The sequence below is a fragment of the Nocardia inohanensis NBRC 100128 genome (assembly GCF_001612945.1).
Classification (GTDB): domain Bacteria; phylum Actinomycetota; class Actinomycetes; order Mycobacteriales; family Mycobacteriaceae; genus Nocardia; species Nocardia inohanensis.
In genome coordinates this window covers 101,896-119,143 of record NZ_BDBK01000012.1, presented here as the reverse complement: position 1 = coordinate 119,143, position 17,248 = coordinate 101,896, and the positions used below count along the sequence as shown (strand labels likewise).

General features: G+C 68.1%; 14 protein-coding genes. 11 read left to right on the top strand and 3 right to left on the bottom strand.

Annotated features, from left to right (window positions below):
* Positions 1-46: 46 nt before the first annotated feature.
* Positions 47-1,651 (bottom strand): FAD-dependent oxidoreductase, encoded by a 1,605-nt coding sequence (locus NI1_RS23200; RefSeq protein ID WP_067825267.1) that lies wholly within the window; start codon positions 1,649-1,651, stop codon positions 47-49.
* Between the two features lie 74 nt (positions 1,652-1,725).
* On the opposite strand from NI1_RS23200, the gene NI1_RS23195 reads away from it, so the two are divergent.
* From NI1_RS23195 to NI1_RS23165, 7 genes are all read left to right on the top strand, one after another.
* Entirely contained in the window at positions 1,726-2,520 is a 795-nt protein-coding gene (locus NI1_RS23195) for a crotonase/enoyl-CoA hydratase family protein (protein WP_067824611.1), read from the top strand.
* The gene (locus NI1_RS23190; protein WP_067824609.1) at positions 2,520-3,677 is read left to right on the top strand and encodes a thiolase family protein; all 1,158 of its coding nucleotides are present in this window, start codon (positions 2,520-2,522) and stop codon (positions 3,675-3,677) included. The genes NI1_RS23195 and NI1_RS23190 overlap by 1 nt, the downstream gene beginning before the upstream one ends.
* Positions 3,677-4,102: a Zn-ribbon domain-containing OB-fold protein gene (locus NI1_RS23185; protein ID WP_067825265.1), complete on the top strand. Its 426-nt coding sequence runs from the start codon at positions 3,677-3,679 to the stop codon at positions 4,100-4,102. Before NI1_RS23190 ends, NI1_RS23185 begins: the two co-directional genes overlap by 1 nt.
* Positions 4,103-4,196: 94 nt before the next feature.
* Positions 4,197-5,822 carry an AMP-binding protein gene (locus NI1_RS23180; protein ID WP_067824607.1) on the top strand — a complete coding sequence of 542 codons (1,626 nt, stop codon included), beginning with the start codon at positions 4,197-4,199 and terminating at the stop codon, positions 5,820-5,822.
* A complete protein-coding gene (locus NI1_RS23175; protein ID WP_067824605.1) occupies positions 5,819-7,036 on the top strand; it encodes a cytochrome P450 in 1,218 nt (405 codons plus the stop codon). The genes NI1_RS23180 and NI1_RS23175 overlap by 4 nt, the downstream gene beginning before the upstream one ends.
* 8 nt (positions 7,037-7,044) lie before the next feature.
* Positions 7,045-8,193, top strand: coding sequence for an acyl-CoA dehydrogenase family protein (locus tag NI1_RS23170; protein WP_067824603.1), 1,149 nt, complete (start codon positions 7,045-7,047; stop codon positions 8,191-8,193).
* Positions 8,194-8,227: 34 nt separating this feature from the next.
* On the top strand, positions 8,228-10,036 hold the full coding sequence (locus NI1_RS23165) for an acyl-CoA dehydrogenase (RefSeq protein ID WP_067824601.1): 1,809 nt from the start codon (positions 8,228-8,230) through the stop codon (positions 10,034-10,036).
* 143 nt (positions 10,037-10,179) lie between these two features.
* Here NI1_RS23165 and NI1_RS23160 read toward each other — a convergent pair whose 3' ends face one another.
* Entirely contained in the window at positions 10,180-11,091 is a 912-nt protein-coding gene (locus NI1_RS23160; protein WP_067824598.1) for an SCO6745 family protein, read from the bottom strand.
* The gene (locus NI1_RS23155; RefSeq protein WP_174564520.1) at positions 11,088-12,008 is read right to left on the bottom strand and encodes an SCO6745 family protein; all 921 of its coding nucleotides are present in this window, start codon (positions 12,006-12,008) and stop codon (positions 11,088-11,090) included. Before NI1_RS23155 ends, NI1_RS23160 begins: the two co-directional genes overlap by 4 nt.
* A gap of 237 nt (positions 12,009-12,245) precedes the next feature.
* Here NI1_RS23155 and NI1_RS23150 point away from each other — a divergent pair, with 237 nt between their 5' ends.
* The 4 genes from NI1_RS23150 to NI1_RS23135 all read left to right on the top strand — a co-directional run bounded on the left by NI1_RS23150 (position 12,246) and on the right by NI1_RS23135 (position 17,248).
* A complete protein-coding gene (locus NI1_RS23150; RefSeq protein WP_067824595.1) occupies positions 12,246-13,250 on the top strand; it encodes a porin PorA family protein in 1,005 nt (334 codons plus the stop codon).
* 89 nt (positions 13,251-13,339) lie between these two features.
* A complete protein-coding gene (locus tag NI1_RS23145) occupies positions 13,340-15,439 on the top strand; it encodes a sensor histidine kinase (protein ID WP_169815619.1) in 2,100 nt (699 codons plus the stop codon).
* 39 nt (positions 15,440-15,478) lie between these two features.
* Entirely contained in the window at positions 15,479-15,880 is a 402-nt protein-coding gene (locus tag NI1_RS23140) for a roadblock/LC7 domain-containing protein (protein ID WP_067824593.1), read from the top strand.
* Positions 15,881-16,036: 156 nt separating this feature from the next.
* Positions 16,037-17,248: an acetyl-CoA C-acetyltransferase gene (locus NI1_RS23135; protein ID WP_067825261.1), complete on the top strand. Its 1,212-nt coding sequence runs from the start codon at positions 16,037-16,039 to the stop codon at positions 17,246-17,248.

The window sequence follows — 17,248 nt, the reverse complement described above, 5'->3', positions numbered from 1 at the left end:
CGGTGCGTCTCACGCACCGGCCGATTTCGCTGTTCGTCTGTCCGCCTTACGGGTTGGCGGCCCGAAGCAGCTCCGCGGTGCTGGTGAGCTTGACGCGCGGGCGGCCCGCGACCCGGCCCGCGCCGCGTTCGGCGGCGTCGATCGCAGTCCAGCCGTCACCGTCGACGACCTCCGGCCGGCGCTCGCGCACCAGCTTCGCCAGGGCGTCCCGATCGTGCAGGGGAGTGGGCAGCGTTCCGTCGATGAAATCGGCGATGATCCGGTCGACGGTCTCCTTGGCATCGACCTTGTTGGTGCCGATGACCCCGCGCGCACCGCGCTTGATCCAGCCGGTGACATAGACGCGCGGCACGACGCTGCCCTGATCACTGGGCACGATGCCGCGCTCGTCGTCGAAGGGCAAGGCCGGGACCGGTTCTCCGCGATAGCCGATGGAGCGCAGCACGAGCCCCGTGGCGAGCGTCTCGGTCTCACCGGTGGGTTCGGCGACCGGCCCGGAATCGGAGGGCACCAGCCGGTTCCGGCTCAGCTCGATTGCCTCCACCCGATCGTCGCCGGTGAGGGCGGTGGGGGAGGTGAGGTAGCGGAAGACGATTCGCTTGTTGCCGGGATTGACGGGACGCCCGGCGTACTCGTGCGCGAGCCGCACCTTCAACGCCACGGACGGTTCCAGGTCGGCGCTCTCGATCACCACGTCGACGTTCGGCAGATGACCGAGGGCCAGGAACTCCGGCGACGTGTAGGCGGCCTGGGCCGGACCGCGCCGGCCGAGCAGCACCACTTCCCGAATGCGGCTGTGGCGCAGCGCCTCCAGGGCATGGTCGGCGATATCGGTGCTCGCGAGCTGCTCGGGATCGGCGGTGAGAATGCGCGCGATATCCAATGCCACATTGCCGTTGCCGACGATGACCGCGCGCTCCCCGCTGAGATCGAACTGCCGATCCGCGAAGTCGGGATGCCCGTTGTACCAGGCGACGAACTCGGTGGCCGAGTGACTGCCGGGCAGGTCCTCGCCCGGAATCCCCAGCCGCTTGTCGGTGGCCGCGCCGACGGCATAGATCACCGCGTGGTGATGAGCCAGGAGCTCCTCGTGAGAAATGTGCTCGCCCACTTCCACATTGAGGTGGAAACGGAAGTTGTCGCGCCGGAACGCCGCGGCGAAGGCATCGGTGACGGTCTTGGTGCCCGCGTGATCGGGCGCGACACCCGCGCGCACCAGCCCCCACGGCGTGGGCAGCCGATCGAACATATCCACCTCGACACCGCCGCGCGCCAGCAGATCCTGCGCGGCGTAGCAGGCGGACGGCCCCGCGCCGACGATGGCCACCCGCAGGGGCCCCATTTCCCGGGGCGGGCGCAGGTCGGCGGCGATCGGATTCACATCCGGTTCGAGGGGATGCTCCTGGAAGTACTCGGCATTGATCTCCCGATAGCGCTCCAGCGAGGCGCTCAGCTCGTCCTCGGGGAAGATCGCCTGCACCGGGCAGGAATCCGCGCACGCCCCGCAGTCGATGCAGGTGTCCGGATCGATATAGAGCATCTCCGCGGTGGCGAACTCCGGTTGATCCGGCGTCGGCCGGATGCAGTCCACCGGGCACTCGGCGATGCAGGTGGCATCGTTGCAGCAGCGCTGGGTGATGACGTAGGCCATGGCGGGTTCCTCGAATAGTTGGTAGTTGGGACCGGACATTGACTGACCGCCCGTACGGTCATAATAATAGAGGCATGGTTCAGCCCGACGAAGAGCGACCCGCGTACCTCCGCAAGGACGGCCACGTCGCGATCATCACGATGAACCGCCCGCACGCGATGAACGCGGTCAACGCCGCCATGTCGATCGCGATGCAGGAGGCGGTGGACGAATTCCTCGCCGACCCGGAATTGCGGGTCGGCATTCTGACGGGCGCGGGCAAGGCGTTCTGTGCGGGCGCGGACTTGAAGGAAGTGGCCGCCAAGCGGTCACTGATCGGACCGGAACAGCACGAGCGCGGGTTCGGCGGCATCATGAAGCGGCTGATCGACAAGCCGCTCATCGCGGCGGTCAACGGCTACGCCCTGGGCGGCGGCACTGAATTCGTGCTGGCCTGCGATCTGGCCGTGATGGGCGCGGAGGCCACGCTGGGGCTGCCCGAGGTGCGGCACGGCATCATCGCCGCGGGTGGCGGGCTCCTGCGGCTGGCGCGGCGCGTTCCGCTGTCGATCGCGCTGGAAGCCACCATGACCGGTGCGCCCATCGCGCCGGAGGAGGCGCTGCGGTGGGGGCTGGTCAACCGCGTGGTGCCCGGCGATCAGGTGCTGGATACCGCGCTCGAACTGGCGAACCGGATCGCCCGCAATGCCCCGCTGGCCGTGCAGGCTAGTAAGCGCGTGCTGTATCAGGCCGCGGCCCTGCCGGATTGGGAGGACGAGGCGTGGAAGCTCAGTGACGACGCCGCGCGGGTCATCATGCGCACCGCCGACGCCAAGGAAGGCCCGCGCGCCTTCGCCGAGAAGCGCAAGCCGAAGTGGGAGGGCCGGTAATGGCGGCCACGGCGGCGATCGCCGGACTCGGTCTCACCGACGTCGGCAAGGTATACGGGCGTAGCGCAACGGATTTCGCCGCCGAAGCGGTGCGGCTGGCGGCGGCGGACGCCGGTCTGGCGCTCACCGATCTGGACGGGCTGCTGGTCAGCCCGGGCACCCAGGGGTCGCCGAAGCTCTCGCTGCAAAAGGTGTTGGGGCTGCGAGATCTTCGGTTACTCGCCGAAATCCATGCGCTCGGGGCGAGCCCGGCGGCCATGATCGCCGCCGCGGCACAGGCGATCGCCTCCGGTGAGGCCACCGCGGTCGCCTGCGTCTTCGCCGACGCGCCGCTGCGGGAGAAAAGCTCCGCCCGTGACGCTTTCGGCACACAGCGCAGCCTGCCCAGCGGATTCGCCTCCTACCACCTCGGTATCGGCGCGATCACCCCGAATCTGTTCTACGCCATGGCCGCCCGCAGGCATTTCGAAACCTACGGCACCACCAGCGCGCAGCTCGGCGCGATCGCGGTCGGCCAGCGCGGCTGGGCGGCGCGGAACCCGGCCGCGCAGTTCACCGCCCCGATCACCCTCGAAGACCACCAGTCCTCACCGCTGATCGCCGATCCGCTGCATCTGCTGGACTGCTGCCTGGTCTCCAACGGTGGTGCGGCCGTGATCGTCACCTCGGTCGAACGCGCCCGTGAACTGGCACAACCGCCCGTCGACATCCTCGGCTGGGCCCAAGCCCACCCCGGTCAGGTGATGCGCACCGGTTCGGACTTCGGCCTGCGCACGGGTGCCGCGGTCGCGGGACCGGCGGCGCTGCGCATGGCCGGAGTCTCGGTCGCCGACGTGGATCTGCTCGAGCTCTACGACAGCTACACCTTCACCGTCCTGGTCACCCTCGAGGATTACGGCTTCTGCGCCAAAGGCGAAGGCGGCGCGTTCGTTTCCGACGGCAAGCTCGGACCCGGCGGCAGCCTGCCCTGCAATACCGGCGGCGGCCAGCTGTCGAGCTACTACCTGACCGGCTTCACGCCGATCGTCGAAGCGGTCGTGCAGGCGCGCGGCCAAGCCGGCGCGCGGCAGGTCGGCAAGAAGGACGTGATCATGGTCAGCGGCAGCGGCGGCGTGCTCGAACACCACGCCACCCTGGTCTTGAGCGGGGCCGCGTGATGAGCGGAATCGACCGTGGCGCAGCCGGGTGGCCGGTCATGCGCCGGGACGGCAAGAGCGCCGAATTCTTCGATGCCGCGCGGCGCGGTGAGGTCGCGATCAAGAAGTGCGCGGGATGCGGTGTAGCGCTGGCTCCCGAAGCGATGGTGTGCACCGACTGCGCGGGAACCGAGCTGACCTGGGTCACGGCCTCGGGCGCGGGCACGCTGATCACCTGGACGGTGGTGCACAAAGCCCCGAACCGGGCCTATCAGGAACTGGTGCCCTACACGGTCGGCGTCGTCGAATTGGCCGAAGGCCCTTGGCTGTACGCCGCGATCCTGGGCGAGCCGAGCGCGGGCGCGGCATTGCGCGCCGACTTCGTCCACCCCGCCGACGGCGAGAGCTATCCGGTGTGGGTCGTCGGCGACGGCGAGCCGGTATGACGGCGACCGCGGTCTTCGCCGCCACCCGATCCGACCACTTCATTCGCCGGCGGCATGGCCGTACGGCCGGATACTGAAAGCGAGGGATTACCTCATGGCCGAATTCGACCTGGCCACGCTGCACGAGGCGATCGCCGCCGCGCTGCCCGAGGAACCGTGTGTGATCACCGGGCGGCGCGTCTACAGCTGGTCGGAGACCACCACCCGCACTCGCGCGCTCGCCGCGGTGCTGCGCGCCCACGGACTCGGTGGGCGCAAGCCGGTCGAGAACGGCTGGGAGACCGGGCAAGATCACCTCGGCGTCTATCTGCACAATGGCGCGGAGTACCTGGAAGGCGTGCTGGGCGCGCACAAGGCGTCCGTCGCGCCGTTCAATATCAACTATCGGTACACGCCCGGTGAGCTGGCCTATCTGCTGCGGGACGCGGACGCCAAGGCGGTGTTGTTCGGCGGGCACTTCGCCGGCACCCTGGCGGCGGCCCTCGAAGAACTCGACCACCAGCCGTTGCTTATCCAGGTGGATGACGGCAGCGGTGCGCCGCTGCTCGACGGCGCACTGGATTACGAAAGTGCCCTGGCCGCAGCCGATCCCGCGCAGGGTGTACCGGATTCCAGCCCGGACGACCGGCATCTGCTCTACACCGGCGGCACCACCGGCATGCCCAAGGGCGTCATCTGGCGCGTCGGGGACCTGGTGGCGGGGCCGATGGGCGTGCGTAAAGCCGAAACCGTGGATGAGGTCGTGGAACGGGCGGTGCGGATTCGCGGCCGGGTGCTCCCGGCACCACCGCTCATGCACGGCGCGGGCACCGGAATCGCGTTGGGCGGCTGGCTCTCCGGCGCGACGGTGGTGATTCAGCCGAACCCGGAGAAGTTCGACGCCGCCGTCCTGCTGGACACCTGTGAAAAGCATGGCGTCACCTCCATGGCCATCGTCGGCGATGCGTTCGGTGCGCCCATGGTGGCCGAGCTGGAAGCTCGCCCGCGCGCGCTCCCCGCGCTGAGACTGATCGTGAACAGCGGTGCCGCGCTGCGTGATTCGCTGAAGGACCGGCTCGCGGAACTGATTCCGGGGCTGCGCATCAGCGATATGCTCGGCTCCTCGGAGACCGGCCTGCACGCCAAACGCGGCTCCGGATCCAGCACCTTCGCGGCACGCGGAAATACCGCGCTCATCGACGAAAACCGCACTCGCACGGTCGAACCCGGCAGCGACGAGATCGGCTGGCTGGCCCAGGGCGGTTCCATTCCCATGGGCTACCTGGGTGACCCGGACAAGACCGCCGCCACCTTCGTCACCATCGAAGGACGCCGCTATTCGGTGCCCGGCGACCGCGCCCGGCTCACCGCCACCGGCGAATTCGAGTTCCTCGGCCGGGAAGCCACCACCATCAATACCGGCGGTGAGAAGGTCTTCGCCGAAGAAGTCGAGCAGGTGGTGCGCGGCCTGCCCGGCATCGCCGACGCGGTGGTGGTGGGCCGTCCCAGCGAACGCTGGGGACAGGAGGTGGTCGCCCTCTATCAACCCGCCGACACCACCGTGACCGTCGAGCAGCTGCGCGCGGGCTGCCGGGAAGCCCTGGCGGGCTACAAGATTCCCAAAGTTTTCATTCGCGTAGACCGGGTCGGCAGGCACGCCAACGGCAAAGCCGATTACGCCTGGGCCAAGGCCGCTGCCATTCGTGGAACAAATTCAGCCACTCCCGAGGAGCTCTCATGATCACCACCGTGCCCGATTTCGGCAATCCCGATGCCTACCTATCCGGGTTCCCCTACGCCGAGGTCGCCGCGCTGCGCCGGGAAACGCCGGTGGCGTGGGTGCCGGAACCGGCCGCCGGTGACTTTCCCGGTGGCCCCGGCTTCTGGTACTTCACCAAGCACGCCGACGTGATGGCCGCCGGTAAGCGTCCCGATGTGTTCAGCTCCTACGAGGGCGGCACCTGGGTGCGCGAGGTGACCCCGGCCGAGCTGGAGATCCAGCGGCAGGCGATGTTGAACATCGATCCGCCGATGCACACCCAGATGCGCAAGATCATCAGCAAGGCGTTCACGCCGCGCGTGGTCAACGGCATGGCGGATTCCATTGCCGCGCACGCCGATGCGATCGTCGAGCGGCTCGGCGACGGCGGCGATATCGACTGGGTGCAGCAGGTCTCCTCGGAGATGCCGCTGCTGGTACTGGCCGATATCCTCGGCGTCCCCACCGAGGAGCGGCACCTGCTCTTCGACTGGACCAATCGCATGGTCGGCTTCGACGATCCGGAGGCCGTGGACAAGAAGTCCTACGTGTCGGCGTTCCTGGAGCTGTTCGCCTACGCCCGCACCCAGACCGCCGCCAAGCGCGCCGAGCCCACCGAGGACGTGTGGAGCCTGGTGGTCAATGCCGAGGTCGACGGTCGCCGCCTCACCGACGACGAACTGGATCGCTTCTTCCAGCTCCTCGTCATCGCGGGCAACGAGACCACCCGCAATATGCTCAACGGCGCGATCCTGCTGCTGTCGGAAAACCCGGACCAATTCCGTTTGCTGCGTGCGGATCCCAGCCTGATGCCGCAGGCGGTCGAGGAGATCCTGCGCATGTTCCCGCCCATCCTCCAGTTCCGGCGCACCTGCGTGCAGGACACCGAGGTCAGCGGGCAGGCGATCAAGGCCGGCGACAAAGTCGTGCTGTCCTATGCCGCCGCCAACCGCGACGAGACCGTGTTCGAGAACCCGGATGTCTTCGACATCACCCGGAAGACCAACCCGCACGTGTCCTTCGGATTCGGCACCCACTTCTGCCTGGGCAGCGGTGTGGCCCGGCTGGAGGGCCGCGTGCTGCTGGCCAAGTTGTTCGAACGCTTCTCCAGCATCGAGGTCACCGGGACTCCGGTGCGGTTGCGCTCGAATTTCGTCAACGGCATTACCGAACTGCCCGTGCGGCTTTCGCGCTGAGGAAACCAGTGACCAACCTCTGGACCACACCCGAACGCTGCGATCTGCGCAAACTGGCCGCCGAGTTCACTCTCCAGGAAATCACCCCGCACATGGACCGCTGGGAGCGCGACGGTTCGCTGCCGCGTTCTCTGCACGAGCAGGCGGGCGGCCTCGGTCTGCTCGGCCTGGGGTTCCCCGAATCAGCCGGTGGCGCGGGCGATTACATCGACCTGGCAATCCTGATCGAAGAACTGATCGTCAACGGCGGCAGCCCCGGGCTGTGCGGATCGCTGCTGACCCACACCATCGCCGCACCCCACATCGCGGCTGCCGGTGATCCGGACCAGATCGCGAAGTACGTGACGCCGACCTTGGAAGGCACCAAGATCGGCGCGCTCGGCATCACCGAACCGGGTACCGGCTCCGATGTCGCGGCGGTGCGCACCACCGCCGTTCGCGACGGTGACCATTACATCGTCAACGGCGCGAAGACCTACATCACCTCCGGGGCCCGCGCCGACTATGTGACCACGGTGGTGCGCACCGGCGGCCCCGGGCATCGCGGGCTGTCGCTGCTCATCGTGGACACCGACACTCCGGGCTTCACTGTCGGCCGCACCCTGGAGAAGATGGGCTGCCTCTGCTCGGACACCGCGGAACTGTCCTACGACAATGTCCGGGTACCGGCCGCGAACCTGGTCGGCGCGGAGGGAACCGCGTTCGCGCAGTTGATGACCCGGCTCGACGGTGAACGATTGAACCTCGCCGTGCAGGGCTATTCGACCGCCCAGCGCGCCCTCGATCTCACCCTGCCGTGGGTACGGGACCGGGTGACCTTCGGTGAGCCGCTGGCGCACCGGCAGGTGATCCGGCACAAGCTCGCCGAAATGGCCAGGCAGACGACCGTCGCCCGCGTGTACGTGCGCGACGTGCTGACCCGTTACGTCGCGGGCGAATCCGTCGGCGCGGAAGTGGCGATGGCCAAGAACACCGCCGCCGCGGCCTGCGAATTCGTGATCAACGAAGCCGTGCAGATCTTCGGCGGTATGGGCTACATCCGTGAGAACGAGGTGGAGCGCCTCTACCGCGACGGCCGCCTGCTCAGCATCGGCGGCGGGGCGACCGAGATCATGAACGAGGTCATCGCGAAATCCCTGCCGCTCGCTACCCGCTGACCACCGAAATATTCTGTATCCGAAGGGATTTCGCATGGGCCACTACCGGGCCAATGTCCGCGACCTGGAATTCACCCTGTTCGAGGTCTTCGAGCTGGACAAGATCCTCGCCACCGGCGCGTTCGGCGACCTCGACGGCGAGACGGTGCGCACCATGCTCACCGAGGCGGCCCGGCTGGCCGAAGGTCCGGTGGCCGAGGGATTCGCCGACGCCGACCGGCATCCGCCCACCTTCGATCCGGCCACCCACACGGTCACCATCCCCGAATCGTTCAAGCGCTCCCTGCGCGCCTGGCGCGATGCCGAATGGTTCCGGGTCGGGCTGCGACCGGCGGTAGGCGGGGTGCCCGCGCCCTCGATGGTCGCCTGGGCCATCACCGAATTCCTGCTCGGTGCGCAACCGGGCATCTTCTTCTACCTCACCGGCCCGGTCTTCTCCGGTGTGCTGTACGGCATCGGCACCGAGGACCAGAAGCATTGGGCCACACTGGCGGTCGAGCGCGGCTGGGGTACCACCATGGTGCTCACCGAACCCGATGCCGGCTCCGATGTCGGTGCCGCCCGCACCCGGGCGATCCCGCAGGACGACGGCAGCTGGCATCTCGAAGGCGTCAAACGCTTCATCACCTCCGCCGACGCCGACGACCTGTTCGAGAACACCGTGCACCTGGTGCTCGCCCGGCCCGAAGGCGCGGGACCCGGCACCAAGGGGCTGAGCCTGTTCTACGTCCCGAAGTTCCACTTCGATCCCCGCACCGGGGAGCCGGGGGAGCGCAACGGTGTGTTCGTCACCGGCCTCGAACACAAAATGGGCTTGAAGGTCTCGGCCACCTGCGAGGTCACCCTGGGCGGGCACGGCATACCTGCCAAAGGCTGGCTGGTGGGGGAGACCCACAACGGCATCGCGCAGATGTTCCAGATCATCGAAACCGCGCGAATGATGGTGGGCACCAAAGCGATCGCTACCCTGTCCACGGGATACCTCAATGCCCTGGCCTATGCCCGCGAGCGGGTACAGGGCGCGGACCTGACCGCGATGGCCGACAAGACCGCCCCGCGCGTGAGTATCCTGCGCCACCCCGACGTACGGCGCTCCCTGCTCATGCAGAAGGCGTACGCCGAAGGACTGCGCGCCGTCTACCTGTTCACCGCGGCGCACCAGAACCCCGAAGCGGCACAGGTGGTTTCGGGCGCCGATCCCGACCTGGCGGCGCGGGTGAACGACCTGCTGCTCCCGATCGTGAAGGGCGCCGGCTCCGAACGAGCCTTCGCCATGCTCACCGAATCCCTGCAAACCCTGGGCGGCTCCGGCTATCTCCAGGACTACCCGATCGAGCAGTACCTGCGCGACGCCAAGATCGATTCCCTCTACGAGGGCACCACCGCGATCCAAGCCCAGGACTTCTTCTTCCGGAAGATCCTGCGGGACAAGGGCATAGCCTTCGGATTCCTGCTCGACGCGATCACCGAATTCACGGCGAACGTGAACCCGCTGCTGAGCTCCGAAGCCGAGTCACTCCTCGCGGCCACCACCGACGTACGGGCCATGGCTACGGCACTGACCCGCTACGCCACCGACCCCGACCCCGCCATGGTCTACCGGGTGGGACTCGGGTCCGTGCGCTTCCTACTCGCCGTCGGCGACCTGCTGATCGCCTGGCTGCTGCTGCGCCAGGCCGCCGTAGCGCTGGCCTCCGACACCGTGGACGCGGACTACCGGGCCGGAAAACTGGCGGTAGCACGCTTCTTCGCCGCCGAGGTGCTGCCCGGTGTGGCCGCCGCACGCGGGGTGGTCGAGCACCTCGACCACTCGGTCATGGAACTCGACGACGCCGCCTTCTGAGGTCCGTGCTCGCCCGTCTGCCGTCCGGGGTGCGCCCTGGTCGGCACCGGATGCGACCTGGCGCTGGGTGATCGAGTGCATCCCGATGCACCAGACCACGGCGACGTGCCCCGTCGAGCGGCCTCCGCTCGGGCCCAGGACTGTCACAGCTCCTCGGCCACCCGCCGCGCGATCCGGGCGCCGTAGAGGTCGGGATAGCCGCCCGCTGCTTGAACCGCGGCGCTCCAACCACCAACTATGCCGACGAGGTCATCGAATTCGTCGCCGAGTGCCGCTATCGCCGACCGCATCTGACGATCGGTCGCTACTTCGATGCGCTCCCGCGCGTCCCGGCCGGCGGGGGAGAGATGATCGCCGTCGAGGAGGCCACGCTCGCGCAGGCGATGTGCCGCGGCCTCGAGTTGTGTATCGGTCCAGGCTCTGGTGCGCACGTAGGTGCGGGGTGGCAGACCCCAGCGCGCTTCGCTGAGCAGTCCGATCTCGACGGCATCGAATCCGGCGGAGATCCAAGCGGCGGTGTGGGAATCGCCGCGATACTCCCGCAAGCGGTCGGCCAGCGCCCATGCCCGGCCGAGCGGATCGCCGGGAAGGTCGATCGCGCACAGTCCCGCGAACATCGGCCGACCGGCGAGCCGGAGGGGTTCGACTGCGCGAGTGAGCAATCCGATCACCCTGTCGAGCCCATCGGGGCATTCGCCGAGTATCCGCCGCAGCGAGGCGGTCGCGCCGCGCGCGCGGGCCGCGGCGATAGTCGAGGCATCGGTCAGCGCCCACCCGCGCTCGACCGAAGCGGCGACCACGGCCGGGTCGAACACCGCGAACGCGGCCGCGACGACCGCACCGTGCGCTTGCCCGAGCGCCGCACCGCGACCGGTGTTGTAGGCGTCGCGATTCGAGGTGTGCACGCCGCCCGGCAGCGTCCCGCGCCCGCCGCCGAACCCGAGTGCCGCGTACTCGGCGTTCGTCTCGGCGGAGAAGTACACCTGCCCGGCGAACGGTTCGAGCGCGGCCCACAGCATGCGTGCCCGGCGGCTCAGTTCGGCGTCGGAGATCATCGGCTCATCCCTGACGCGTAGCTGACGATGCGCGCCGACTCCCGCTTGTCCGCATCGGTGAGCGCCGGGTAGCCGCCGACCGCTAGTTGTGTGTTCCACCGGTCCAGCGAACTCACGAGCTCATCGAGGTCGTCGCCCAATGCGGCTGTGGCGGCATGCATTTGGTGATCGGTGGCGATCTCGACGGCCTCGCGGGCTCGCGCGCCCCTCTCGGTGAGACCGTCCTCATCGAGGTGGCCGCGCGCTCGGAGCCGATCGTGCGCCGCATCGAGCTGCTCGTTCGTCCATCCTCGCGACCGGACATAGGACCGTGGGGGCAGCCCGCGGATCAGCTCACCGACCAATCCGATCTCCGCCGCGTCGTATCCGGCCGTGATCCAGGCCGCGGTGTGCGAATCGCCGCGATATTCACGCAACCGGTCGGCCAGCCGCCAGGCGCGGCCGATCGTGCTGTCGGGCAAGCCGAGTGCGCACACGCCCGAGAACAACGGACGGCCTTCGGGGCGCAGTGGTTCCACCGCGCGTGCCAGCAGTGTGGTCACGCGTTCGATACCGGATGGCTGTGGTCCGAGCACCCGCTCGAGCTGTGCGATTGCTCCAGCCGTGCGCGCTTCCGCGATCGTTGCCGCATCGGTGAGCCGCCACCCGAGTTCGACTCCCGCCGTGACGATTCCGGGTTCGAACACCGCGAACGCCGCTGCCACCACCGTCCCTGGGACCTGACCCAGCGCTGCTCCCCGGCTCGTGAAATACGCGGCGGCGTCGGGTGTGCTGACATTGCCGAGCCTTCCGGCCGGGGCGAACCCGAGCCGTTCGTAAGCGGCGTGGCATTCGGGCGCGAAGTACACCTGCCCGGCGAAAGGTTCGATCGCGGCCCGTAGCGCGCGTGCCCTGCGGCTCGACTCTTCGATTGCCATTCGCATCCCATCCATCTGGCCACTAGGGCAGACCGTACGTGCAGTCAATAATTCGGCAAAGCGGCAAAATCCGCGATGAAAACCTGAAAATTTCGCAGACTAGCCAACCGTACGGTCAGTGTGATCTACTGTTGGCCGCCAACTCGAGGTGAGTTGTGGCTCACAACGATGCGTAACTCCTATGGCTTCTCCGCCCGTGGATCCGCGTGCGCATCACCAGTTAGATAGCAGGACCGAATGTTCAAAATTCGCCGCTCTTCGCTCGCCTTGCTGGCGGCCGGAGTGCTCATGATCGCGCTCGCGGGAGTGCTCCGCTTCGTGGCGGTGCCCGTGCTGACCAAGCTGCCGGGCGATACCGATACCGTCGCCCATTACGAGGGCACGGCGACGCTGCTGAATTCGGCGGCATTGAAGAGCGGCGATACCGCCCACGCACTTATGAGCAATGTGCCGATCACCGTGGACCGGCATATCTACGTCTCGTCCACATCCGGCGATACCGCCGTGGTCCACGACGAGGCGGTGATCAACGGCCCGAACGGGCTCACCATCAACCAGAAGCACGTGTACGCGCTCGACCGGGTGACGCTGCTGGAAGCACCCGCGCCCGACGGGGCCGAGGTGGAATCGCATACGGGCGTGACGGTCGCGCTGGCGATGGATCCTCCTGCCGACGACTCGCAGAGCTACTGGGATTCGGGTACCCAGGCGGCGGTTCCGTTGCGCTACAAGGGTTCCGATTCCGTCCACGGCCGCGATGTGCAGCGGTACGAGGCATCTGCCCAGGGCGCGCTGAAGAACTCGATGACGCTGAGCACGCTTCCGGCGCAGCTGCCGAAAGCTCTTGTCGAACAGTTGCTTCCCTCGCTGCCGGCCGGCAGTCAGGACGCCCTGCGGACCGCGCTGCCCACCCTGCCCGACCTGGTTCCACTGGCCTACTCCGCATCCAATGCGCTGAACGTCGCCGTGGACAGCGCACTCGGTCTGCCGATCACCGCCGCCCAGCAGCAGAAAGTGGTGGCAGGGGTGGAAGCGGACGGCAAGCGCATCGATCTGCTGCCGGTCATGGCACTCGATATCAAGACCACGGACGCCTCCGCCGACACCAGCGCCGACAAAGCGCGATCCGCCGGCGAGAAACTCAACCTGCTCGCCGACTACATCCCGCTCGCGGCATTGATCCTCGGCGTCGTCGTGATCGTGATCGGCATCGTCCGCCGTCGTCCGGCCTCCGCCGCGTAAACATGGCGAACTGGCTGCGGCGGTGTGCTTTCCGCATACGGAGGCTGGTTCGGCTGCCCGGCAGGCGAGCGGGAATTCGCACGAGGCTGGTGACGATCGTCCTCGTCACCAGCGTCGTCCTGCTCGCAGTCGGGGTCGGCGGCGCCGCCTACCTGGTGAAAACCGGCCGTGATGCCCAGAATTGGGCCGCCCTGGCCAGCCGCATTCTGGATCCGGCCGCGGCGATGGTGCAGGCGTTCCAGGACGAGCGCCTGCATTCGCTGCGCTATCTGGCCGGCGACGCGGACGCCGTCACCGATCTCAGCGCCGCGCGCGGGCGCACCGATACCGCTATCGCGCAGGTGCGGGTGCTCCTGGATGTGGGCCGGGAGATCGATCGCGACGGGTCGGCCGCGGAGATCTCGGGCTATCGCGAACTGTACGAGAAGTTTCCGGCGCTGCGCGGGTCCATCGATGCGCGCCAGACGACCCAGGAACAGACGTTCACGCTCTTCGGCACGGTGATCGACAGCGCGTTCGCCGCCGCCATGATGGCCGCGCGGGTCGCTCCCGATGCCGCGATCGCCGTGCAACTCTCGTACGCGGTCGCGCCCTTGCGCGCCGCCGAAGCGCTCGCTCGCGCCACGGCGCTGGGGTCGGTGATGCTCGCCCGCGACGGCGCGGACGGGCATCGGATGACCGAGTTCGGCGACTATGTGGGTGAGTATCGCCGGGAGGCGGCGTACGCGGCCTCGGTGCTGCGCGGTCCACGACTCGACCAATTGCGCGGTATCACAACGGGTTCCGACTGGCGGCTGCTCTCCGACCGGGCGGATGGTCTCCGCTCCGGGGATTCGCTCACCGCCGCCGAGGCGGCGCGGTGGCAGGCCGCCGGTGGCCGGGTCGGCTCGGCCCTGATGCGACTCTGGCAGGACCAGAGCCGCGACGCGCACGTGCTCGCCGACGCGCACGGCGAACGTATCGCCACCAGATCCCTGTACGTGGGCGCGGCCATGCTGCTGGTGTCGATTTCGGCGTTTCTCATTGCCCTCGGCATGGCGAACCGGGTGGTGGCCCGGATGCGACGGTTGCAGGCGCACACCCTCGAGCTGGCCGATGAGCGACTGCCCGACCTGATGCGCAGGCTCGCGGCGGGCGAAGCGGTGGATCCGGATCGGGAAATCGCCGGCCCGGATTTCGGAACCGATGAATTCGGCCAGGTGGCATCGGCTTTCGGGCGCGCGCAACTGGCTGCCATATCCGCCGCGGTCGCCGAAGCCAAGACCCGCGCGGGCGTGAACGCGGTGTTCTTGAACATCGCTCACCGCAGCCAGATCGTGGTGCATCGCCAGCTGGCCTTGATAGACCAGGCCGAGCGCACCGAGGAGCATCCCGGCCAATTGGATCTGCTGTTCCAACTGGATCACCTGGCCACCCGGGCCCGCCGCAATGCCGAGAACCTGATCATTCTCGGCGGCTCGCAGCCCGGCCGGCGCTGGCGCAAGCCGGTGCCGCTGACCGACGTGGTGCGCGGCGCGGTCGCGGAAAGCCTGGACTACACCAGGATTCGAACCGCCCGCCTGCCCGACCTCCATATCTCCGGCAACGCCGTCGCCGACCTCATCCACACCTTGGCCGAACTGATGGACAACGCCACCGGATTCTCACCGCCGCACGCACAGGTCTCGGTATCGGGCGCGGTCGTCGGTCGTGGCGTGGCCATCGAAATCGAGGACCAGGGGCTCGGCATGTCGCCGTCCGAACTGCTCGAACGCAACGATCTGCTGGCTCATCCGCCCGACTTCAGCGTGGCGGCCCTGACCGACGACATCCGCCTCGGTTTGTTCGTGGTCGCGAAACTCGCTGCCAAACACGGCATCTCGGTCCGGCTCCGCGAATCGGCTTACGGCGGTGTGCAAGCGGTCCTGCTGATCCCCGCCACTTTGCTCACGGACTTCGGGGGACAGGCCAACGACAGCGACATCCCGGCCGCCCGGATCCGGACGCCGGACAACGCTGGATCCCACGATGATTCGTTCCGTCCGAGCGAGCACCGTCCGGAGCTACCGCAACGCGCCCGCCGATCCGGCCCCGTACCACCCGAATCCGAACCCGAGCCGCCACGCGGACGATCCGCCGACGAGGCCCGCGACCGCATCGCGGCGGTCATGGACGCCACGCGCAAGGCACGTCGCCGACCGGACCGATAGCCGCGCACCTCCGCCCACTCCTCCCGACCAAGGAAGCTGATGTCCACCCCCACCAATCTCGACTGGCTGCTCGACGACATGGTCGCCCGCCTTCCGGGCGTCCGCTATGCGGTAGTGCTCTCCACCGACGGCCTCCTGCTCGGCCGTTCCGACGCCATGACCCGCGACGACGCGGAACGCTTCTGCGCCATGGCCTCCGCCCTGCACGGCCTGGCGCGCGGCGCGGGCCACCACTTCGGCGTCGGCGGCGTCTGCCAGACGCTGATCGAACTCGACCGCGGCGCGCTCTTCGTCACGGCCGCGGGCAGCAACGCCTGCCTGGCGCTGCTCGCCGAGGACGACGCGGACCTCGCCATGGCGGCCTACGAGGCCAATCGAACCGTGGATCGAGTCGGCGCACACTTGTCGACCACCGCGCGTCTCGGCCGGGGGTCTGCCTGAGCGAGGTCGCTCTCGCCTATTGACCGCACGTACAGTCAGCCTTAGCATCGGGTTCAGGCCATGCTTTTCAGCTGCCGACGGCCGCACTCTGTCGCAACCCCGCACGAGCGCCGTCCGGCCTTCGCGTGGATGGCGAATCACGAAGGGAAGTACGACGTGCCGACTGAGGCATACATATTCGAGGCGATCCGTACGCCGCGCGGTAAGGGCCGCAAGGGCGCGCTGCATTCGGTGAAGCCGATCGACCTGGTCGTCGGGCTGATCGCCGAAATGCGAAACCGGTTCCCCGGCTTGGACGAGGATCGGATCGCGGATCTGGTGCTGGGTGTGGTGTCGCCGCTCGGGGACCAGGGCGCGGATATCGCGCGCACCGCGGTGCTGGCGGCGAAACTGCCGGACACGGTCGGTGGGGTGCAGCTCAATCGTTTCTGCGGGTCGGGGCTCGAAGCGGTGAATCTGGCTGCGCAGAAGGTGCGTTCGGGATTCGAGGATCTGGTGCTCGCGGGTGGCGTCGAGTCGATGTCGCGGGTGCCGATGGGGTCCGATGGCGGGGCGCTGGTGGCTGATCCGGTGACCAACTACGACATCGGGTTCGTGCCGCAGGGGATCGGGGCCGACCTGATCGCCACGATGGAGGGCTTCAGTCGCGAGGACGTGGACGCCTATGCGGTGCGTTCGCAGCAGCGCGCGCACGCCGCCTGGTCCGCCGGTTACTTCGCTAAGAGCGTGGTTCCGGTCAAGGACATCAATGGCCTCACCGTGCTCGATCGTGACGAGCACATGCGTCCCACAACGACTGTCGAGGATCTGGCGAAGCTCGCGCCCGCGTTCGCCACGCTGGGCGAGTCCGGCGGGTTCGATGCGGTGGCGCTACAGAAGTACCACTTCGTGGAGAAGATCGAGCACGTCCATCACGGCGGCAACAGCTCAGGCATCGTCGACGGGGCCGCACTGGTCCTGGTCGGTTCCGCCGAAGCGGGCGAGGCGTCGGGTCTGCGGCCGCGCGCTCGCGTGGTGGCGACCGCGACCAGTGGAGCGGACGCGACCATCATGCTGACCGGTCCGATGCCCGCGACCGAGAAGGCGCTCGCCAAGGCGGGCTTGACCGTCGAGGACATCGACCTGTTCGAGATCAACGAGGCGTTCGCGTCGGTGGTGCTGAAGTTCCAGAAGGAGCTGAAGATTCCCGACGAGAGGCTCAATGTGAATGGCGGGGCGATCGCCATGGGGCATCCGCTGGGCGCCACCGGCGCGATGATCCTCGGCACGGTCGTCGACGAGCTGGAACGCCGCAATGGCCGCTACGGGCTGCTCACCCTGTGCGTGGCCGGCGGTATGGGTGTTGCGACGATCATCGAGAGGGTTTGA